Below are 19950 nucleotides of genomic sequence, written 5' to 3'. Positions count from 1 at the left end.
GGAGCGGTATTTCCGATTGATGCCGCGCTTCCTGCATTTCAGCAAGCGGTATTTAGTAACGTTGATGGGGTGTCCGCCTCACGTACTGAACGCCTCCTGAACCTGCTCATTGCCCTCCTCAACACCCGGTATGGGCTGCGTCGCAGTGAGCTGCGCGAGAAGATTTACCACGACTCCGGCAGCAGCGATGTTTCTTTTGGCCGGATGTTTGAACGTGACAAGAATGATCTCCGGCAGTTCGGATTCGACGTGGAAACCGTCACAGACAAGGGCTGGGGATCCGATGATCCGGCAACCACGCGTTACCGGATCGGTAAGGAATCGAACCGCCTGCCCGATGTGAGCCTCACACCGGAGGAGTGCACGGTCCTTATTCTTGCCTCCCAGTTATGGGAGCATGCTGCGCTTGGTTCGGCTGCACTCAGCGCCATGCGTAAACTCCAGGCGACCGGTGAATTATCATCTGCAGCCGAAATACCAGCCGGCGTGCAGCCACGGATCAAGCCTCCAGGACAGGCCTTCGAGGACCTCGTTGCTGCTATGCACTCCCAGCATCCGGTGAGCTTCCGTTATCTGGCTGGCACAACGGGGAATGAAGAAGAACGCCTCGTGGAGCCTTGGGGGCTCGGAAGCCGCTTTGGCCAGTGGTACCTCGTGGCCTTCGACCGTTCCCGTGGGGCGCAAAGGTACTTCCGGCTCTCGCGTTTCACTTCCGCCGTCACGGTGCTTGAGAAGGACTCCTACACCCCGCCTGTTGGCTTTAGTGCCCGGGCCGAGCTCGGTAAACTCCCCGAACTCCCGCTCAGGACAGCCCTCGTGGATGTGCGTCAAGGGCGTGTGCTGGGCTTGCGGAAGAAGGCAGTACAGTCCCTTGACGCTCCCGACGACGGCTGGGACCGTCTCGAGGTCAGTTACCGGGATTCGGCGGTGCTGGGGGAGGAGCTGGCCTCCTATGGCCCCAATGTGCTGGTCGTTTCGCCGGAGGAGTTGAGGGAATCAGTCCGACGGCGGCTCACGGCAGCCGTGAGCTTCGCGGCCGAACCTATGCCGCCGATTAAGTTCCCGAATGACACCGCTGCCAAGCGCACCCGCAAACGTACTTCCGAGGACCAGTTGCAAAGGATGCTGCAACTGGTGCCCTTCCTTGTCCATAATCAGGGCTTGCATATCCGTGAGGTTGCAGACCGCTTTGGTGTGACGAGGAAGGAATTGGAGGACGATCTCCGTATCCTCATCTGTTCAGGTTTGCCAGAGGGGTATCCGGACGACCTGCTCGACATCCAGTGGGAGGACGACCACGTCTATATCACCCAGGACCTTGACCTGAACCGTCCTGTCCGCTTCACGATTGATGAAGCCTGCGCCCTCCTTACCGGCCTCGAAGCGCTCAACGGACTGCCGGAACTCGCCGAAGGAAGCGCCCTGGAATCAGTAACGCTGAAGCTCATGGCGGCTGCGGGGGAGGAAGGCCTGAGGGCCGCCTCGCTGGCAGGACCTGAAGTCAGCCCGGCTAATTCCGCTCATCTTCAGACTGCCAGGGATGCGATTAAGTCCCGAAGCCAGCTCCACCTGGTCTACCTGTCACCTCAGCGTGACTCTTTCTCCGAACGCGATGTTGATCCCCTGCGGCTCTACTCGCTGGACAACACGTGGTACCTCGAGGCCTACTGCCACTCCGTGGAAGGGCTTCGCAACTTCCGCCTGGACCGGATCGAAAAACTCCATCCAAACGGCAGGCTTTCATCTGACCACGCCGAGGCTTCGGAGGGTTTCCCCGTCAAGCTCTTCACCCCGAACGACGACGACACAGTAGTCACCGTGCAGCTCAGCCGACAAGCTGCCGGCCTCGCCGAGGACTACTACGCCGAGCGGACAGCACCTCTTACTGATGGTGATAAAGATGCCGGACTTCTCGCCGAAATCCGGTTTGGCAGCACGGAGTGGCTCCCGGCGTTTGTTGCCCAGCATGGCGGAGGGGTACGGATCCTGAGGCCTGACGATGCAGCTGCCGCTGCACGCCGGTGGATCGAAGAAGCGTTGGCCCTCTACGACAGCTAGACTACTCAGCATGCCTTGGTGGTCCTGGATCCTTCTCTGGATAGCGCTCGTTGCGTTGTCGCTCCTGTTCTACGCCGTTCTCGGCTTCCGGCTCTTCCGTCAAGCCATGGCCACATTCAAGGAACTTGGGGAGGCCGGAAGCCGCCTTGGCCAGTCCGGCCACCGGTCCAGCGACCCGATGGCTGACCTAAATCCGGATGCTGTTGCGGAAAATGGATCGGAAGCCGGAGGGCTCGCACAGTCCCTTCCGCCAGGGCTGGCTGTCTTCGCTTCCCCGGAGCAGATGCGGCTCGAGTATCAGGCGGGCAAAGCCGCGCGTCAGGAAAGGCGCCGAGCCCGGCGCGTTCAGCGCAAGGCCGATCGCGGCCAGCCCCAGCGGCTGCGCGACATCGAATTCAGTTAGACGTAGGATGTATCTAAACGAAAGGACCTCCCAACATGAGGCTTGAAGGCTGGCATCTGATCATTATTATCGTTTTGGCTTTGGTGCTTTTTGCTGCACCACGCCTGCCTGGCATGGCCAGGAGCCTTGGGCAGTCGATGCGGATATTCAAGTCGGAAGTCCGGGAAATGAAGAAGGACGGCACCCCGGAAGCGAAAGACGGCTCTGAACCCGTCGAAGGCAAAGTGGTGAACCACCCCCGCACCGACTCCACCAACAACCGCCCCGCGGACGGTACTGACGTTCCGCCGTCGAACCGCGCCTAAGTCCAGATGGCAGTAACCATGGGCCGCCGATCCAACCCTGAGGGGAAGATGGCGCTGCTTGACCATCTCAAGGAACTGCGGAACAGGCTGTTCAAGTCCGCAATCGGCGTCATCCTCGGAACAATTGTCGGGTTTTTGGCCTACCAGCCGATGCTGGCCGCGCTGATCAAACCCATCGTTGACCTCAACGAAAAAGAGGGGCGCCAAGCCTCGCTCAACTTTGACGGTGTAGCCAGTTCCTTCGACCTGATGATCCAGGTGTCGGTTTTCCTTGGCCTGATAGTTGCCAGCCCGGTGTGGCTCTATCAGCTGTGGGCCTTCATCGTTCCCGGCCTGCATAAAAAAGAGCGTCGCCTGGCATTGTCCTTTGTGGCGGCCGCAGTCCCGCTCTTCGTCGGCGGGGTAGTTCTGGCCTGGCTGGTGCTGCCCAACGCGGTCCGGGTACTCACAGACTTCACGCCAATCGGGGGCTCCAACTACATCACTGCGCAGGTATATCTGGCTTTCGTCATGCGGCTCCTGCTGGCCTTCGGCATTGCCTTCCTCCTGCCAGTGGTGCTTTTTGGACTGAACCTGGCGGGCATCATCAAGGGGCAGCAGCTCGTCAAGAGCTGGCGGATCACCGTGTTCTTGGTATGCCTGTTCGCGGCAATGGCGGCCCCTGGCGCTGACGCCATGAGCATGTTCTATCTGGCCGGTCCCATGCTGGCGCTGTTTTTTGCCGCTATCGGGCTGTGCCTCCTCAACGACCGCCGTCGTGATCGCAAAGCCGCAAAGCGCGCCGCCGAGACTGAAGCCTCTGCCAACATTGCAACCCCACGGACTGAACTGGGCAATCTCTAGCTCTTCGCCCACTAGGCTTGATGCATGTCCTCCATATCCGGGCCGCAGTCGCCATCCGAGCTCTACCGGGCCAGCGTTGAACGGACCGCCGAAGCCAATACCTATCTGGGTGGTTTTGTCCGATCCCTGGAGTTTGAGCTGGATAACTTTCAGCGTGAGGCCTGTAAGTCACTCCAGGCCGGACGGGGAGTACTCGTTGCAGCCCCCACAGGCGCCGGGAAAACCATCGTGGGAGAGTTCGCCATCTACCTCGCCCTGCAGCGTGGCCTCAAGGCGTTCTACACCACACCGATCAAAGCACTGAGCAACCAGAAGTACTCCGAGCTCACCGAAAAGTACGGGCTTCACAACGTTGGCCTGCTGACCGGGGATACGAGCATCAACGGGGACGCGCCCGTGGTGGTGATGACCACCGAGGTGTTGCGGAACATGCTATACGCCGATTCCGATTCCCTCGACGACCTTGGTTACGTGGTGATGGACGAGGTCCACTATCTCGCCGACCGCTTCCGTGGGGCTGTGTGGGAAGAGGTGATCATCCACCTCCCCAGCGAAGTCCAGGTGGCTTCACTCAGCGCCACCGTCTCCAACGCTGAGGAGTTCGGTGCGTGGCTGGACACTGTCCGGGGCCACACTGACATCATCGTTTCCGAGCACCGTCCGGTTCCCCTGTGGCAGCACGTAATGGTGGGCCGGAACATCGTGGATCTCTTCGCGGGTGAGACGTCCTTCGACGAAATTGCCCCTGCCGACGCCGACGCGGCTGAACCTGTTCTCTCAGTGGAGGCGGCAAGCCAGCGCGGCTTTGAAGTGAACCCTGAACTGCTTTCCATGGCGAAGGCCGAAAGCCAGATGAACTTCCGTGGGCGGTTCGGGCACGGCGGCCGGAGCCAGCGCCGCCAGCATGGCCAGCACCGCCGGGAGAACGCCAGTGCCCCGGCCGAGCAGCGAAGCCCTGTGCGCAAGGCCAGCCGCCCCCAGGTCATCGCCAGCCTGGACCGGCAGGATCTGTTGCCCGCGATCACCTTTATCTTTTCGCGGGCAGGTTGTGACGCTGCCGTCGCACAGTGCGTATCCGCGGGACTCTGGCTGACCACAGAGAGGGAACAGCGGATCATCGCCATGCGCGTTGACGAAGCAGGCCAGGACATTCCCTCGGAGGACCTGGATGTGTTGGGATTCTGGAGCTGGCGTGACGGCCTGCTCCGCGGACTGGCTGCCCATCACGCCGGGCTGCTGCCCACGTTCAAGGAAGTAGTGGAGAAGCTGTTTGCCGAGGGCTTGGTGAAAGCAGTCTTCGCTACGGAGACTCTCGCCCTGGGTGTGAATATGCCGGCCCGCTCTGTGGTGCTGGAAAAGCTGGAAAAGTTCAACGGTGAAGCCCATGTGGGGATCACCGCCGGCGAATACACGCAGCTGACCGGCCGCGCCGGCCGGCGGGGTATCGACGTCGAGGGTCACGCTGTGGTGCTGTGGCAACCGGGAACTGACCCGGCGGCGGTAGCGGGTCTCGCATCCCGGCGCACCTACCCGCTGAACTCCAGCTTCCGTCCCACATACAACATGAGCATCAACCTTCTGGCCCAGTTCGGCAGGCCGCGGGCCCGTGAAATCCTCGAATCTTCCTTCGCCCAGTTCCAGGCCGACCGTTCCGTCGTCGGCCTCGCCAAGCAGGTACGGAGCCGGGAGGAATCACTGGCCGGATTCCGCAAGTCCATGACGTGTCACCTGGGAGATTTCACCGAGTATGCCCGCTTGCGTCGTGAATTGTCCGAGGCCGAGAATGTTGCGGCCCGTGGCCAGTCCCGTGCCCGGAAATCCCTCACGGAAGACTCCCTGAGCCGTCTTCTTCCTGGCGATGTCATTGACGTACCTACGGGAAGGGCTCCGGGATTCGCGGTTGTGCTGAGTTCTGATCACACGTCCCGGGAGCCGAGGCCGGCGGTGCTCACTATGGACCACCAGCTGCGGAGGATCGGAATTCACGACCTCGAGGGGCCGGTTTCTCCTGTGACCCGCATCAGGATCCCGAAGTCCTTCAACGCCAAAGTGCCCAAGTCCCGCCGGGAGCTTGCTTCCTCCGCCCGTAATGCAATCCGCGAAAACCGGCCCCCTGCACCCGACAGCAGCAGGCACAACGACTTTGGCCGAGCCGCTGCGCTTCCGGACCAGGAACGAAAGATCGCCGAGCTGCGTCGTTCCCTGCGGTCCCATCCGTGTCATGGCTGCAGCGAACGGGAAGATCATGCGCGGTGGTCCGAGCGCTGGTGGAAGCTGCGCCAGGAGACGGACGGCCTTATACGCCAGATCCAGGGCCGGACCAACACCATTGCGAAGACCTTTGACCGGGTGTGCGAGGTGCTGTTCAGCTACGGATACCTTGAAACGACTGAATCCGGCAAAGTAGTGATCGGCCCGGACGGCCAGCGGTTGCGCCGCATCTACGGGGAAAAAGATCTGCTGATCTCCCAGGCGCTCAGGCAAGGCGCGTTCGACGAACTCGATGCAGCGGAAATTGCTGCCTTGGCGAGCATCCTTGTGTTCCAGGCAAAGCGCGAAGACCGTGGCCTCAGGCCCAGAATGCCAAGCGTCTCGCTGGAAACGTCGGTGGACATTGTGGTTCAGGAATGGTCCGCGCTGGAGGACACCGAGGAAGCTAACAAGCTTCCGCTGACAGGCGAACCGGAGCTGGGACTTATGTGGCCCATCTTCAAATGGGCGAAAGGCCGCCATCTCCAGGAAGTGCTCAGCGGAACCGACCTGGCGGCCGGCGACTTCGTCCGCTGGGTCAAGCAGGTCATTGACCTCCTCGACCAGTTGGCCAAAATTCCAGGCCTTGATCCCCGGATTGCCAGACTTTGCAGTGAAGCGATCACGTTGGTGCGTCGCGGCGTCGTCGCGTATTCCACTGTCGCATGATCCGCCAACTATCAGTTTCGTTACCAGGTTTCAGGAGTAGTTAATCCATGTCTGACTTATCGTCTGGCTCCTCGTCCCAAGAGCCGGCAAAAGGCAAGCAGGCCCCACGGAGTGTGACGTTGTACCGCAACGGTTCCGTCTACACCGCTGCCGATCCATTTGCGACCGCGATGCTCGTGGACGAAGGAACGGTGGCCTGGGTGGGCTCCGAGCAGGCGGCATCGTCCATAGCTGACGACTCGATGGAGGTCATTGATCTCAGGGGCGCGCTGGTGGCACCGGGTTTTGTTGACTCGCATGTGCATCTCACTGAGACGGGGATTGCCTTGGCCTCACTCCGGCTTGATGGGGTCCGCTCGGCGGGGGAAGTGCTCGACGCCGTCGCCGCCTGGGGTGGTACTGGAACCGTCATGGGTCATGGTTGGGATGAGAGTTCCTGGCCCGATGGAACCCTCCCCAGCAGGGAAGAACTGGAGCGCGCCTCTGGAGGCAGACCTGTTTACCTGGCGAGAGTGGACGCCCATTCGGCGCTGGTCTCCTCATCCCTGGCAGCTGCGGCCAACTTGTCATCGCCGCACTCTGTGGAAGCAGGGGCCGACAGCCAGGTGAAACGGGAGGAGCATTCGGCCGCACGTTTGGCAGCCCGTCAATTCCCCGCCGAACAGATCCAGCAGTTCCAGCGCAAAGCCCTTTCGGAAGCTGCAGCCAATGGCTACGTAGCCCTCGCGGAAATGTCCGCTCCCCATATCGGGACGGTCCTGGACCTTCAGCAGGCAGTGGCCTGGAACGAGGCCTCCGGACAGGACTTCCCCGAGATACTGGCCTACCGCGGCGAGCTCGCCGGTTCCGAAAGGGAAGTGCAGGCGATTCTTGACGGACTTGGGGTTCCCGTCAGAGGGCTCGCAGGGGATCTGAACATTGACGGTTCCATCGGGTCCAGGACTGCTGCTCTTCGCGCCGATTACAGCGATGCATCGGGGGAGCGGGGAACCACGTACCTTTCCGTCCACCAGGCGGCCGCGCACATTGCAGCCTGTTCGCTGCTGGGAATTCAGGCCGGCTTCCACGTAATCGGCGACGCCGGACTGGACGCTGTGCTGGAAGCATTCGACCAGGCAGCCGCGGAGGTTGGCGATCAGCGCATCCGGGCGGCAGGACACCGGCTTGAACATGTGGAAATGGCTGACCCATCGGCCATAGCGAGACTGGCCCGTCACTCCATCACTGTCAGCGCCCAGCCGGCATTCGATGCAGCGTGGGGCGCTGAAAGAGGCCTCTACCAGGAACGGCTGGGTTCACGCCGCGTCGCCATGAATCCCTTCGCCTCCCTCTATTCGGCGGGAGTGCCTGTTTGCTTCGGCAGCGACAGTCCAGTCACGCTTCTTCGACCCTGGGAAAGCGTGCGGGCCTGCCTTGAGCACAGTAATCCGGAGCAGCGGATCTCGGCACGGGCAGCATTTCTGGGGCACACCCGGGCGGGTTGGCGCGCCGCCAAGTATTCAGACCCCATGGCTGGTCAGCTGGTGCCGGGGGCACCGGCGAGCTTTGCGGTGTGGGAGGTCGAGGAACTGATGGTCCAGGTAGCCGACGGCCGTGTACAGTCCTGGAGCACCGATCCCCGGGCAAGGACACCGCTCCTGCCGGCCCTGGACACCGGGGTCAGCCCCGTATGTCTCCAGACGGTCCACGACGGCAAAGAGCTATATTCGCATGACGGCCTCCGCGGTTAGGGCGGTCTCACAGGATTTTGACCTAGGATGAACCGCCTATAATAGAAAGTTGCGCCTGCAGCTCGGCTTTTCGCCTGGTCTTTGCGCGCTCTGACCGCTCCCACCAAGGAAAGGCCTCGCTGTGCGTGTCCTCACGATCATCCCGACCTACAATGAGCTGGAATCCCTGCCAAAGACAATCAGCCGCCTGAGGGCAGCTGTCCCGGCATCGGACGTTCTGGTTGTTGACGACAACAGCCCGGACGGTACAGGGCAGCTCGCGGATGGCCTGGCTGCAGAGGATTCCCAGATCCACGTCCTGCATCGCCAGGGCAAAGCCGGACTCGGAGCGGCCTATATCGCCGGTTTTAAATGGGGACTTGACGCCGGTTACGACGTCCTCGTAGAGATGGACGCCGATGGCTCGCACCAGCCCGAGCAGCTTCCGCAGTTGCTGGAAGCCTTGGAGCAGGGCGCCGATCTGGCTATGGGATCCCGTTGGGTTCCTGGAGGCAGCGTAGTCAACTGGCCGCTTTACCGGCAGGCCATTTCGCGTGTGGGGAGCACCTATGCGCGGCTTATGCTGGGCCTGAAGATCAAGGATGTCACTGGCGGATACCGTGCCTTCCGTCGCACCACGCTTGAAAAGCTCAACCTTGATGAGGTGGCCTCGGTTGGTTACGGCTTCCAGGTTGACCTTGCCTGGCGTGTTGCGAAGCTGGGACTCACCATCGTTGAACGCCCCATCACGTTCGTGGAACGCGAACTCGGAGACTCGAAGATGAGCGGAAACATTGTGGTTGAAGCCATGATCAACGTCACGCGCTGGGGCCTCGCCGCGCGGTGGCAGAAACTCACCGCCAGGAAGAGCTCCGCAGCATAGGCTGCTTGCGCTTAACCCTGCCCACGGCTCCAGCAGCCCACGGCATCAAGACACAAGAAAGCCGGGCTCCCTCATCGTATAAACGATGAGGGAGCCCGGCTCTCTTTTGTGCTCGGTTCTCCTGTGGCGTCTGCGCATTCAGCCCTTAGGCTGAGCGGCGTTCTCCACGGCGTTCACGCAGAATCGTCAGGCGGTCCTCAAGGATCTGTTCCAGCTCGGGAAGGGACCGGCGCTCAAGGAGCATGTCCCAGTGGGTCCGGACGGCCTTTTCGTTGCTGTTGATGGGGCGTTCGCCGTCCACCAGGAGAGCTTCCTTGCCCGTTTTCGACACCCATACCGGAGGGATTTCAGCTTCCGAGGAGAAGGTGACGAAGACCTGCTCGCCGTCCTCGCAACGGTACTCAACCCGCTGGCGGGGAGCCGGCTCGACACCGGATTCCGTCTCCATGCTTTGTGCGCCGAGGCGCATGCCCCGCAGGCTGCGATCGCTCATGATTTCTCCCTTTGGTCGGTTCGCAGAGCCTGGCTCTGCGCTAGCCGGAGGTAAGTGACAGCCCCCGGACTACGGTTTGCACTACGTTGCATCGTTAACTCCAACGCTTTGCGCAGCATTCTTGTTCCAGCCTTATTGAACCGGTCGGACAAATATCCTATTATACGGTTTCTTCTACAACCAAGCAAAAACAGCGAAGCAAAATCAAACAAGGGAGGAGTTGCCCCGGTTCCGGCGCAACTCCTCCTTTGTGCGGTTTAAGCTCCCTGCACAGCCTCTTTGTCAGTGGTGTGTTTGGCCGTGGGCCCGCTACCGAAGAGGCCCGTGGAGTCCGGGTTGGTCCCGCCCAGGGCGCTGCCGATGCCCTTGAGTGCCTCGCCAACTTCGCTGGGAATGATCCAGAGCTTGTTCGAGGATCCTTCGGCCAACTTTGGCAGCGTCTGCAGGTACTGGTATGCCAGCAGTTTCTGATCGGGGTTGCCCTTATGGATTGCGTCGAAGACCTTTTGGATGGCCTGGGCTTCACCGTCGGCCCGCAGAATGGCGGCCTTTGCGTCGCCCTCTGCCTTGAGGATGGCTGCCTGCCGCTGGCCCTCAGCGGTAAGAATAGCCGACTGCTTGGTGCCCTCGGCGGTAAGGATCGCAGCACGCCGGTCCCGTTCGGCCCGCATCTGCTTTTCCATCGAATCCTGGATGGAGTGGGGCGGATCAATCGCCTTGAGTTCCACTCGTGACACCCGGATGCCCCAGCGGCCAGTGGCTTCGTCGAGCACGCCCCGCAGTTGACCATTGATCTGGTCGCGGGAGGTCAGGGCCTCTTCGAGGTTCAGGCCGCCGACGACGTTACGGAGCGTGGTGGTGGTCAGCTGTTCGACAGCCTGGATGTAGTTGGCAATCTCATAGGTTGCCGCCCGCGGGTCAGTAACCTGGAAATAGACCACGGTGTCGATCGAGACCACCAGGTTGTCTTCGGTGATCACGGGCTGCGGAGGGAAGGAAACCACTTGTTCCCGGAGATCCAGGAGCGGCAGCAGCCTGTCCACGAAGGGGATCAGGATAGTAAGTCCCGGGTTAAGGGTGCGCTGGTACTTTCCTAGCCGTTCTACTACGCCTGCCCGCGCTTGCGGCACAATTCGTACTGAACGCACAAGCACGATGATTACGAATACGATCAGAACCAGCAGCACGATCGTGACTGCGATATCCATGCATCTCCTTCATTCCCCAATAGTTGTGTCCAAGCTGAGTATGCAAGCGTCATCCCGGCTGATGCCGGCTCCGTTCACACCGGCTTGATGCCGGTGGTGTTGCCGCAACGCTTACTGTGCGGGTTCCGGCTGGGGGACGACGACGGCGGTGGCTCCTTCGATGGCTGACACCACCACGCGCTGGCCTGCCTCCAGCACCCCGTCTTTGGAGCGCGCACTCCACACATCGCCCCCAATTTTGACCAGGCCGCCATTGGAACTGACGGATTCCATGACCAGCGCTGATTCGCCGATAAGGCGGTCCACATTGGTCCTTTGTTCGGCTGGACCTTTGTGGAGGTGTTTGAGCGCCACTGGCCGGACGAGGCCAACCATGAGAAGTGACACAACGCAGAAGACGATGATCTGCAACCAGAGGTCGGCACCGGCAAAGTCCGCAACAAGGGCAGCAAGGGCGCCGCCGCCGAGCATGATGAAGAAAAGGTCCAAGGTGAGCATTTCCACCACGGCAAACGCCAGGAACACGGTCAGCCACAACGCCCACCAGTTCTCGCCAAGCCAATCAAACATGTAGCTCCCCCTTCGTCGCCGGGACCTGCTGGAGCAGACCCTCAGTAACTGTGATTCCATCGTAGTCGGAAGCCTGAGGGGGAGGGGAGGGTCCGGAGAAGAGGTCCGGAAAGTGGCCAAGTCGTTATGTCGGCCACTCGGAATTCAGGAGTTCAGGAGTTTCGGTGTGAGGGGATCCGGGGTTCAAAAGCCGTGATCCGGAAACGGGCAGAAACTGTAGTCCTGTGTGGCAGGGAAGCCAGCAGATCCGGAAGCACCGAGCGGTCCAAATGATGCCCGGCCGGCCCCATCAAAGCGAGATTGACGACGTCCGCCGCCGGAACGCTCAGGTCGAGGTCCAGCTCCTGGGCGGACAGTTCCGTGAACGCTCCATCCATGGATGCTGCCAGGCGTTCCTCCTTGGCCTGCTCCAGTCCCAACATTCCGGTAATTCCCGCAACCTCGGCCAAGTGACCCGGCCTGGGCGTTACCACAATGAGCCTCCCACCAGGACGGAGGACCCGGGCAAACTCGCCGGGGTTCCGTGGAGCGAAGACGACGGTGACGACGTCGACCGCCCCATCCGCCAGCGGAAGGGGCTGCCATACATTGCAGACAATGTTGATGGCCTCCGGGTTCAACCTGGCAGCACGCCGCAAGGCGAACTTGGAGATGTCCAGGCCGACGGCTGACGCCGGGAACCTGTCAAGAATCGCCCTCAAGTAGTGTCCGGTCCCGGTGCCGGCGTCGAGGACAGCCGCGTTGGCGGCAGCGAGCGCCGGACCAGCAGTGTCCGCAAGGGCCCTCGCCAGCCCGTCGTAGTGCCCGCGAGACAGAAAATCGCTGCGCGCGGCCACCATGTCGGCAGAGTCGGCCTCGAAAGCAGTTCCCCTGCCCACCAGGAAATTGAAGTATCCCTGCCTGGCCGCGTCATAGCTGTGACCGGCAGGGCACTTCAAGGTGAGCAGCTCGCCGTTGCCGTAGCCCAGTGCCTGCCGGCAAACGGGGCACAGCAGCGAGTGGACGGCATCAGAAGGCATAGCCCCATCTTAAGTGCCGGCTCACCACCAAGTTGTTCCCCATCCGATGAGCGAGCTACTAGGCTCGCAAGAGTGAAACCAGAACACCTGACTCTGCTGAATTCCGTATCCGCCCCTACCGTCCATCCTGACGGCACGAGGGCGGTCGTGTCCGTCCTCCGTCCTGACTTCGACGCTGACACCTATGTGGGCCAGCTCTGGAGCATCTCCCGGAATCCGGAGAGACTGCCGCGGAGACTCACCCGCGGGTTCTGTGACACCTCGCCGTCGTTTTCTCCGGACGGGCGTGTGCTGGCATTTGTCCGCACGTCTGCCGACGGGAAGCCGCAACTCCATGTTGTGGACGCATCCGGAGGCGAGCCGCAGGTCATTACCAACGCCAAGCTTGGCGTCTCCTACTTCGCGTGGGCGCCGGACTCGCATCGGATAGTTTTCGCTGCCAGGACTCCAGAGGCGGGCCGCTACGGAACGTTGGACGGCGTCTCGTCCGCCGCCGAGGACGCACGGTTGATCACGGACTACAAGTACCGGATGAACGGCGTTGGTTACACCGCTGATAAACCGCTCCAGCTGTTTCTCGTTCACGTCCCCGATCTCGACGACGAGCCCAAAGTGGTGCGCGCCGGCCGTGCCGCTCAACAGGGGAAAGAGTCCAAGGATTCGCGTGCTGCGAATGATTCACCCGACGTGCCGGAGGACGATGCCGTGCCTCCCGCCCGGCAGCTGACCGCGGCGGCGGTTGACCATGAAAGTGCCACATTCAGCAGCGACGGAAGCACCATCTTTTTTGTGGCAGCCCTCCATGCGGGAAGCGACGGCGACCTGGCCACCGGGATCTACTCCCTGCCGGCGGCAGGCGGACAGGATCCCGTTCCTGTGCAGCCCGCGGACGGGCCGCGGCAGGCAATCCACAGCGTCCGGCAGAGCCGGGACGGCAACTGGCTCTTTTATCTGGCCCAGGAACTGGGCACATCGGGCCTGGACTTCGTGGCCCGGAACACAGCCATGTACGTGATGCCCTCGGGTGGTGGTGACCCCACCTGCATGAGCGACGTCGAGAACATGGATCTGGGTACCGGCGCTGGGTTGCTCGAACTCCACGGGGACGATTCGGTACTCGCGCTGAACAACGCCCAGGGCACAGTGGAGCTGCTGGAATTCGGCGCCACCGGTAACCATGCGCTCCTTGTTCACGGTGACCGGGTGGTTGTTGGGGCGGCATCGGGAGGAGGCTCGATCTTCGTCACATTTGCGGATTCAGCCACTACCGGTGACCTGGGCATCCTGGAAGCTGGCCAACTGCGCTTGCTCACCGACTTCTCAGCGCGGCTGCGGACCGAAGCCGGCATTATCGAGCCCACGGAACTTACGTTTACTTCGCCGGACGGTCATCCGGTGCACGGCTGGCTTGTTATGCCTCCAGGCAAGGGACCCCACCCGGTCCTGCTCAACATCCACGGGGGCCCCTTCGCCCAGTACACGGTTGGACTGTTCGACGAAGCCCAGGTGTACGCGGAGGCGGGCTACGCCGTCCTGATGTGCAATCCCCGCGGCTCAGCGGGCTACGGCCAGTCCCATGGGCGTTCCATTAAGGGAAAAATGGGCACCGTGGACATGCAGGACGTTCTGGCATTCCTCGACGGCGCGTTGGAGAAGTTCCAGGAACTCGATTCCACAGCGCTGGGCATCATGGGCGGCTCCTACGGAGGCTATCTGACTGCGTGGACCATCAGTCAGGACCACCGTTTCAAAGCGGCGATTGTGGAACGCGGCTTCCTTGATCCGGTCAGTTTTGTTGGCTCTTCTGACATCGGATGGTTCTTCGGCGGCGAGTACACCGGACCAACGCCGGAGGAAATGGCTGCCCAGAGCCCCATGGCCACCATTTCGGCAGTGCGTACCCCCACCCTCGTAATCCACAGCGAGGAAGACCTGCGGTGTCCGGTTGAACAGGGCCAGCGGTACTTCACGGCACTGAAGCAACAGGGAGTGGAGGCAGCATTCCTTGTCTTCCCCGGGGAAAACCACGAACTCTCGCGATCCGGAACGCCCCACCACCGCAAGCAGCGTTTTGAACACATCCTCCGCTGGTGGGCGAAATACCTCCCCGTGAAGGCCTGATCAGTCCGGCAGGAACCCGAGTTCCTGCCGGGCCCGGCTGATGTCCGGCGCCATCCACCGAAGCCCGTATTCCTCGTTTGTGGTGAGGGAGCGGAGTTCGGCCTTGTCTACATACAGGGTGCCATGCAGATGGTCGGTTTCGTGCTGAACGATCCGGGCCTGCCATCCGGCGTACTCTGCTTGCATCGCAGACCCGCCCGGCGTGGTGTAGGTCAGCTGAACGCGGTCGGGCCGCGATACCACCGCCTGCAAGCCGTTTAAAGACAGGCAGCCCTCATAAAATGCTGCCCGCCCTGCGCCTATGGCTATGTAGGAGGGGTTGAGCAGTACCAGGAAGTCCAGGGGGGCCCGCTCACGAAGGCCCGCGATGTCAGGTTCGACGTCGAACGCGTCTTCCGCCACGGCAATCTGTAGCGGGATCCCCAGCTGCGGGGCAGCGAGCCCGACGCCAGGAGCGTTGTGCATGACCCGGCGCATGAGGTCTATCAGCGCAGCCAGTTCCTCATCGGTGAGCTGTCCGTCGTAGCGGGCGGCGGACTGGCGCAGTGCAGGATGCCCCACTTGGACGATCGGCGGGAGACCCTCTCCTGCCAGGATGGATTGAACGGTCTCCTGTATTTCGGCGGGACTGGACGGAGTGGGGACTGAAGCCATAGGAAAAGCCTAATGCGGCTGAGCCCTACTGCGTTCCGCAGGCAGCCGTGACGAAATCGTGGATGCGGCCCCGAAGCCCGGCGCCGGCGTCCACCTTTAGCACTCCTTGCTGCCCGGCCACTGATACCCGCAACGGGAACAACGTCCCCACCTTGTCTTCTGCCACCGCATGCGGATCACACCGGGCCGGACGGATAACCAGGCGCAGCTCCGAAGCCGGTGCGCCCTCCAGAACCTCCAGTCCCCGCGGCCAGGGCTGGGAAGGTTCCTCAGCAATGAGCGGAGTACCGTCAATTTCTTCTATGGTCAGGCTCCGCGGTTCCGAACGCGGGTCCCCACCGCCCTGGGTACTCCCATTGCTGCCTTGAGGTGACGGCTTGGGGAGTATGCGGATACGGACGACGGCGGTGCCGCCTTTCTCACCAATGTCCAGTTCGGGCACTGGGCGGAACTCCGCAATCGCCTCGGCGGCCTTACTGACGCACCGTTCAGAATTGTTCCGGGCCAAAACGCCATGGGGATCCGCCGGTTCCAGCGTCGCTTGGCCTGGCACCGCCGGCCGGGTGGTGATCCGAAGCGTTGGCTTATCTTCCTGAGCCGTTGTGGGGCCTCCGGTCGGCTCACCGATGCCGCTGCAGGCAGGCTCGGGCAGTTGCGCGGGAAGGCTCTTGGTCTGCCTGGGCGGAAGTTCGATGCCACCGGCGGACGGATCCCAGGTAATGGCGGCGCTGAAAAGACCGCTGTGGAGGGAAGCGTCCAGTACAGTCACGGGTTCAGGTGTGTTGTTGGTGAGCTGTATTTCGATGATTTGCCTGGCGTAGTTGTCCCTGAACTGGTTTATTTGGGAGCTTATGGCCGGCAGCCCGCCTATTGGAGTTGGCGATGGCGGCACAGTCGCAGAGGCCGAATCGGGACTGCCTTCGGGCCCGGGGCCAGAACTGCAGGAGGCGAGCATCATGACCATCGCTACGGCAACGGTTGAAGCAAGAGCGGACTTGAACCGGCGTCGTGAGGTCAGCGGTGCGCGGCTCATTCCTGAAGTCTAGGCCGTTGGTCCACACGCCGTCACTGGCGGGCGCTGCTGTCAGTTCTGCGGGATAGCGAAGGAGACTGGGGTGAAGACGCCCTATTCGGCTAGGGTCGTTGCATGACTGAAAAGGACCCCGTGGTTTTGGACCCCTTAACGTGTGTGCTCGGCTTTGTCCGTGCGCTTGAAGCAGGCGGCGGCGCAGAAGAGATCAGGCCATTCCTTGCTGAGGACTTTGTCCTCGTCGAAGCGCCGCACGTGCTGGCGCCAAAGGGTTCGACCAAAACCCTGGAGGACGTCCTGTCAGGAGCAGAGCACAGCGGGGAAGTGGTAACCGGCCAGCGCTTCGACGTGAAGCGGACCACCTGTGAAGGCGGCCGCGTGGTCATCGAAGCTGACTGGTCAGCGACGCTCCGGATGGACCTTCCATACTGGGACTCCGGTGAAACCATCAGGGCCAGGACCACCTCAGTGTTCGAGGTCAGCGGCGGCCGGATCTTCAGTCAGGCCAGTTACGACTGCTATTTCACCGGCGGCTGAACAGCGTCGCCGGGCGGCTGTTCAATGCATGGTGAAGCGCCGCGCAACCCAGGCGTTGACGGCCGGCATTCCTGCAAGAGAGCCCAACATCCGATTGCGGGCAGTCAGCAGGAACGGCGGCACGGGGCGGCCCAAGGCCATATTGATCTCTGCTTGCCGCATGGCCTTCGCCGCGGCGTGCAACCGTGAGCCTTGGTAAGCACGCAGTTCACTTGCCACCGGCTGCCCTCTAATTGCCGCCACAATGATGGGGGCGAGCTCTGCAGCGTCAAGCCATCCCAGGTTCATGCCCTGGCCGCCGATAGGACTGACCTCGTGGGCAGCATCTCCAATCAAAGCTGCTCTGCCGTGGATCAGCCGCACGGCTCGTCGTGACCGGACGCCGAAGGTACTGAGCATGCTGTTGGTTTCCGGGTCTATGGCTATTCCCGTTCTTTCATATACCAGGTCAGCCAACATCGAAGCCCCTGCTTGTGTAGGCAGGCTCGGCATTCTGGCCACCCAGCGGCGGAGGGAGCCGGGCAGCGGGAACGATTCGACGATCCCCTTGGCCGCAAGGAACAGCACAGCATCGGATCCGAACTCGGTGGAGTCCTGGAAGTCACCCATCAGGTATGCGTCCGGATAGATCTTCAGCCGGGACGGAATGCCCAAGAACTCCCGCATGCTGGACCGGACGCCGTCGGCCGCAAGGGCCAGCAGCGAGGTGTGCCTGGATGAGCCGGAAGCAGAGGCAACGTCCAGCGTGACCGTCCGTCCGTCGTCGTGCATTCCGGTCACAGTGGAGCCCCGCTGCAGCGCGGCCGGATCGAGTTCCCGGAGCCGGTCCTCGAGTATGGCTTCCGTCTGTTCCTGAGGGAGGGAAAGGACGAAGGGGAAGCGTCCCCCAAGTCCGTCAAAAGACATGCCGGCAAGCGGGACGCCGTTTCCGAACGCGATGCCGTGGCTGATTCGGACTCCGGACTCCACCAGCCTGGAGGCGACACCGATTCCATCGAGGGCTTCCAGAGCAGGCGGGTGTATCCCTATGGCCCGCGAGAACGGAGAGCGCGTCAGTCGCTGCTCCAGGACCCGCACAGACACGCCGTGACTGACCAACAGGGAGGCAAGATACAGTCCCACAGGGCCACCGCCAACAATCAAAACGTCGGTCAAGGGTCCGTGGCCTCGGGTAGCTCAGGCTTCCTGTAATTCAGGACTGTCCTGAACGGAAAACGGCGCTCGGCTGTCCAATTCGGGGGAGCGAGGGAATTCAGTTCGTGGGGTCTGTAGCTGCGCCGGATGGACGTGAGCCCGTCCTGCCGGATGAAGGAGCGCCTCAGCGGCAACGATGCCACAGAGAAGATGACATACGCGGCCATACTCCGGCGAAGGTCGTTGTGGATGACAGTTCCGCGGGATAACAACGCCGACTCCGTCAGGAACCGTTGGAGTTCGGCAGCGGGCACGTGGTGCAGGACGTGGTTGGAGATCACGACGTCGAACGTAAGCCCTTCGGAAACCAACTCCGCGGAGGATGCCTGACGGAAGGTGACGCCGGCAGTTCCCGGCAGTTTTGACGTGAACCGGTAGGCACGCTCATCAGGATCGATGGCGGTGACCAACAGTTGCTTGCCGTCCCGGGCAGCCCACGTCGCGAGCAACACGGCCACATCGCCCCCTCCGCACCCAATGTCAAGGAGTGTGGTGGGGGCGGTTGACGACAATTGGGGCAGCAGCTGGTTGCGGTAGAGCCTGCGCCAGCCCGAGACCAGCCTGTTAACCAAGGCGAACTGGGCGTAAGTGTTTTCAAGGCGCACCGGATCGCAATCGCTGGCGTCCATTTCCTCGACGGCATGAGCCGCCCTTTCCCGCAGCGGGAACATGGCCGCCTCAAGCACGGGAATGGCGGGCAAGAGCCGCGAACGGCTCCTCCACGGCCGCTGCGGCAGATGCCGTCTCCGCCGTGGCAGTGGGCCCGGCTGAAGCCTCGGGACGGCTTTGGGCCGAAATCTTGGTGAAGAGAGCCGTCTCAACTGTCAGCCCGGGGCCGAACGCCATGGAGCAAATCCTTTCGTTGCCCGCTTCGGCCGGCAGTTCCAAGATGTATTTGAGCACGAACAGTACGGTGGCACTGCTCATGTTCCCGTAGTTACGCAAGGTCTCACGGGCAGGGATCAGTTGCTCATCGCTGAGTTGGAGCCTGCTTTGCACCTTGTCTAGAATGCTGCGGCCGCCAGGATGGATTCCCCAGTGCCTGATGTCCGTGTAGGGCTTGTCGCGGAGGGAATCCTCGTGCGACAGCAACGGTTCCAGGGCGCCGATAATGTGATCGTCGATGATGTGCGGGACGTAATTGCCCAGGACCATTTCGAAACCCTCGTCGCCGATGTTCCAAGCCATGGATTCTTCTCCCACCGGAGTCAGAACGGTCTCAAAGTGATCCAGTTGCAGGAGCGGTTCGGCGTCAGGAATCTCCCGTGCGGTCACGACGGCGCCTGCAGCGCCGTCGGCAAACAGTGCTGACCCCATGATGGTGTCCGGATCGTTGGAGGTTCGGACGTGAAGCGAGCACAGCTCGGCACAGACCACCAGGACCACGGCTTCCGGATCCGCTTCGCAGAATGACTTTGCTGCCCGAAGCGCCGGAAATGCTGCATAGCATCCCATAAAACCGAGGTGGTACCGCTGGACTGAGGGATTCAGGCCGAGGGCGCGGACGATCTTGTAGTCAGGTCCGGGGTTGAAGAATCCTGTACATGAAACGGTCACGAGGTGGGTGACGTCCTCCGGTCCGATACCGGCGCACGCCGTCAAGGCGGCATCTGCCGCCTCGATAAACAACTTGGTGGCTTCCCGCCCGAAGATGTCGTTCCGGACCTTGGTGCTGGGCCGGAGGAGGAGACCGGTGCGGGGATCGAAGAACTGGGGGTTGTCCGAGCGGATTTCCATCGTCAATTCGTCGACTGCGGTGTATCGGGTGTCTATGGCTGCCGAGTCGAAGCACGTATTGACGAGCCTCGAGCCGAGCCTGCTGAGCCCCGGCTGGGCAGCGAAAACCTCCCGTGCTTCTGACTGGATCAGGATAGTCGGCGGGACTGCAGTTTCCAGGGATCTCAGGTAGACCGTCATGGTTCATTGTTAGTGTCAGACGGCGGATAAAACAATGCGAAAGGCGGCCACCCATCGGGAAAGATGAATGGCCGCCTTCCGGTTTGC

General features: G+C 61.8%; 18 protein-coding genes. 9 read left to right on the top strand and 9 right to left on the bottom strand.

Features of this window, described 5'->3' with window-relative positions; genetic code table 11:
- Positions 1 to 69: 69 nt before the first annotated feature.
- The 7 genes from M1E02_RS10625 to M1E02_RS10595 all read left to right on the top strand — a co-directional run bounded on the left by M1E02_RS10625 (position 70) and on the right by M1E02_RS10595 (position 9120).
- Positions 70 to 2058 carry a helix-turn-helix transcriptional regulator gene (locus M1E02_RS10625; RefSeq protein WP_479377987.1) on the top strand — a complete coding sequence of 663 codons (1989 nt, stop codon included), beginning with the start codon at positions 70 to 72 and terminating at the stop codon, positions 2056 to 2058.
- 10 nt (positions 2059 to 2068) lie between these two features.
- Positions 2069 to 2461: a hypothetical protein gene (locus M1E02_RS10620; RefSeq protein WP_479377986.1), complete on the top strand. Its 393-nt coding sequence runs from the start codon at positions 2069 to 2071 to the stop codon at positions 2459 to 2461.
- A gap of 35 nt (positions 2462 to 2496) precedes the next feature.
- A complete protein-coding gene (gene tatA / locus M1E02_RS10615) occupies positions 2497 to 2766 on the top strand; it encodes a Sec-independent protein translocase subunit TatA (protein ID WP_479377985.1) in 270 nt (89 codons plus the stop codon).
- Positions 2767 to 2772: 6 nt separating this feature from the next.
- The gene (gene tatC / locus M1E02_RS10610) at positions 2773 to 3609 is read left to right on the top strand and encodes a twin-arginine translocase subunit TatC (RefSeq protein ID WP_479377984.1); all 837 of its coding nucleotides are present in this window, start codon (positions 2773 to 2775) and stop codon (positions 3607 to 3609) included.
- 24 nt (positions 3610 to 3633) lie between these two features.
- Entirely contained in the window at positions 3634 to 6528 is a 2895-nt protein-coding gene (locus M1E02_RS10605) for a DEAD/DEAH box helicase (protein ID WP_479377983.1), read from the top strand.
- A gap of 47 nt (positions 6529 to 6575) precedes the next feature.
- A complete protein-coding gene (locus M1E02_RS10600) occupies positions 6576 to 8258 on the top strand; it encodes an amidohydrolase (RefSeq protein WP_479377982.1) in 1683 nt (560 codons plus the stop codon).
- A gap of 121 nt (positions 8259 to 8379) precedes the next feature.
- Entirely contained in the window at positions 8380 to 9120 is a 741-nt protein-coding gene (locus M1E02_RS10595; protein WP_479377981.1) for a polyprenol monophosphomannose synthase, read from the top strand.
- A 145-nt stretch (positions 9121 to 9265) separates the two neighbouring features.
- Here M1E02_RS10595 and M1E02_RS10590 read toward each other — a convergent pair whose 3' ends face one another.
- From M1E02_RS10590 to M1E02_RS10575, 4 genes are all read right to left on the bottom strand, one after another.
- The gene (locus tag M1E02_RS10590) at positions 9266 to 9613 is read right to left on the bottom strand and encodes an RNA polymerase-binding protein RbpA (protein ID WP_011692034.1); all 348 of its coding nucleotides are present in this window, start codon (positions 9611 to 9613) and stop codon (positions 9266 to 9268) included.
- Positions 9614 to 9870: 257 nt separating this feature from the next.
- Positions 9871 to 10821 carry an SPFH domain-containing protein gene (locus M1E02_RS10585; protein ID WP_479377980.1) on the bottom strand — a complete coding sequence of 317 codons (951 nt, stop codon included), beginning with the start codon at positions 10819 to 10821 and terminating at the stop codon, positions 9871 to 9873.
- Positions 10822 to 10932: 111 nt separating this feature from the next.
- Complete coding sequence (locus tag M1E02_RS10580; protein WP_479377979.1) at positions 10933 to 11391, bottom strand: NfeD family protein; 459 nt, start codon at positions 11389 to 11391, stop codon at positions 10933 to 10935.
- A 152-nt stretch (positions 11392 to 11543) separates the two neighbouring features.
- Complete coding sequence (locus tag M1E02_RS10575) at positions 11544 to 12410, bottom strand: methyltransferase domain-containing protein (protein ID WP_479377978.1); 867 nt, start codon at positions 12408 to 12410, stop codon at positions 11544 to 11546.
- Between the two features lie 72 nt (positions 12411 to 12482).
- Here M1E02_RS10575 and M1E02_RS10570 point away from each other — a divergent pair, with 72 nt between their 5' ends.
- A complete protein-coding gene (locus M1E02_RS10570) occupies positions 12483 to 14531 on the top strand; it encodes a S9 family peptidase (RefSeq protein WP_479377977.1) in 2049 nt (682 codons plus the stop codon).
- On the opposite strand, the gene M1E02_RS10565 is transcribed toward M1E02_RS10570, so the two are convergent.
- Positions 14532 to 15185, bottom strand: a complete 654-nt coding sequence (locus M1E02_RS10565; protein ID WP_479377976.1) for a peptide deformylase — start codon at positions 15183 to 15185, stop codon at positions 14532 to 14534.
- A gap of 25 nt (positions 15186 to 15210) precedes the next feature.
- Positions 15211 to 16218 carry a putative periplasmic lipoprotein gene (locus tag M1E02_RS10560; protein ID WP_479377975.1) on the bottom strand — a complete coding sequence of 336 codons (1008 nt, stop codon included), beginning with the start codon at positions 16216 to 16218 and terminating at the stop codon, positions 15211 to 15213.
- 114 nt (positions 16219 to 16332) lie between these two features.
- Here M1E02_RS10560 and M1E02_RS10555 point away from each other — a divergent pair, with 114 nt between their 5' ends.
- A complete protein-coding gene (locus tag M1E02_RS10555; protein WP_479377974.1) occupies positions 16333 to 16752 on the top strand; it encodes a nuclear transport factor 2 family protein in 420 nt (139 codons plus the stop codon).
- A 21-nt stretch (positions 16753 to 16773) separates the two neighbouring features.
- On the opposite strand, the gene M1E02_RS10550 is transcribed toward M1E02_RS10555, so the two are convergent.
- From M1E02_RS10550 to M1E02_RS10540, 3 genes are read right to left on the bottom strand one after another with little or no spacing between them, the layout of a single operon-like run.
- The gene (locus tag M1E02_RS10550) at positions 16774 to 17907 is read right to left on the bottom strand and encodes an FAD-dependent oxidoreductase (RefSeq protein ID WP_479377973.1); all 1134 of its coding nucleotides are present in this window, start codon (positions 17905 to 17907) and stop codon (positions 16774 to 16776) included.
- Positions 17904 to 18647, bottom strand: coding sequence for a class I SAM-dependent methyltransferase (locus M1E02_RS10545; RefSeq protein ID WP_479377972.1), 744 nt, complete (start codon positions 18645 to 18647; stop codon positions 17904 to 17906). The genes M1E02_RS10550 and M1E02_RS10545 overlap by 4 nt, the downstream gene beginning before the upstream one ends.
- On the bottom strand, positions 18625 to 19863 hold the full coding sequence (locus M1E02_RS10540; RefSeq protein ID WP_479377971.1) for a type III polyketide synthase: 1239 nt from the start codon (positions 19861 to 19863) through the stop codon (positions 18625 to 18627). The genes M1E02_RS10545 and M1E02_RS10540 overlap by 23 nt, the downstream gene beginning before the upstream one ends.
- Between the last annotated feature and the right edge of the window lie 87 nt (positions 19864 to 19950).

The sequence above is a fragment of the Arthrobacter sp. Z5-13 genome (assembly GCF_056499105.1).
Note: the sequence above shows the minus strand (reverse complement) of the source record. Positions and strands in the feature narration are given on the sequence as shown.

Bases quoted from the DNA above. Each gene is read 5' to 3' on its own strand.
- M1E02_RS10575 (WP_479377978.1), bottom strand. From the start codon at position 12,410: ATGCCTTCTGATGCCGTCCACTCGCTGCTGTGCCCCGTTTGCCGGCAG.
- M1E02_RS10605 (WP_479377983.1), top strand. From the start codon at position 3,634: ATGTCCTCCATATCCGGGCCGCAGTCGCCATCCGAGCTCTACCGGGCC.
- tatA (WP_479377985.1), top strand. From the start codon at position 2,497: ATGAGGCTTGAAGGCTGGCATCTGATCATTATTATCGTTTTGGCTTTG.
- M1E02_RS10600 (WP_479377982.1), top strand. From the start codon at position 6,576: ATGTCTGACTTATCGTCTGGCTCCTCGTCCCAAGAGCCGGCAAAAGGC.
- M1E02_RS10565 (WP_479377976.1), bottom strand. From the start codon at position 15,185: ATGGCTTCAGTCCCCACTCCGTCCAGTCCCGCCGAAATACAGGAGACC.
- M1E02_RS10585 (WP_479377980.1), bottom strand. From the start codon at position 10,821: ATGGATATCGCAGTCACGATCGTGCTGCTGGTTCTGATCGTATTCGTA.
- M1E02_RS10620 (WP_479377986.1), top strand. From the start codon at position 2,069: ATGCCTTGGTGGTCCTGGATCCTTCTCTGGATAGCGCTCGTTGCGTTG.
- tatC (WP_479377984.1), top strand. From the start codon at position 2,773: ATGGCAGTAACCATGGGCCGCCGATCCAACCCTGAGGGGAAGATGGCG.
- M1E02_RS10555 (WP_479377974.1), top strand. From the start codon at position 16,333: ATGACTGAAAAGGACCCCGTGGTTTTGGACCCCTTAACGTGTGTGCTC.
- M1E02_RS10580 (WP_479377979.1), bottom strand. From the start codon at position 11,391: ATGTTTGATTGGCTTGGCGAGAACTGGTGGGCGTTGTGGCTGACCGTG.
- M1E02_RS10560 (WP_479377975.1), bottom strand. From the start codon at position 16,218: ATGAGCCGCGCACCGCTGACCTCACGACGCCGGTTCAAGTCCGCTCTT.
- M1E02_RS10540 (WP_479377971.1), bottom strand. From the start codon at position 19,863: ATGACGGTCTACCTGAGATCCCTGGAAACTGCAGTCCCGCCGACTATC.
- M1E02_RS10590 (WP_011692034.1), bottom strand. From the start codon at position 9,613: ATGAGCGATCGCAGCCTGCGGGGCATGCGCCTCGGCGCACAAAGCATG.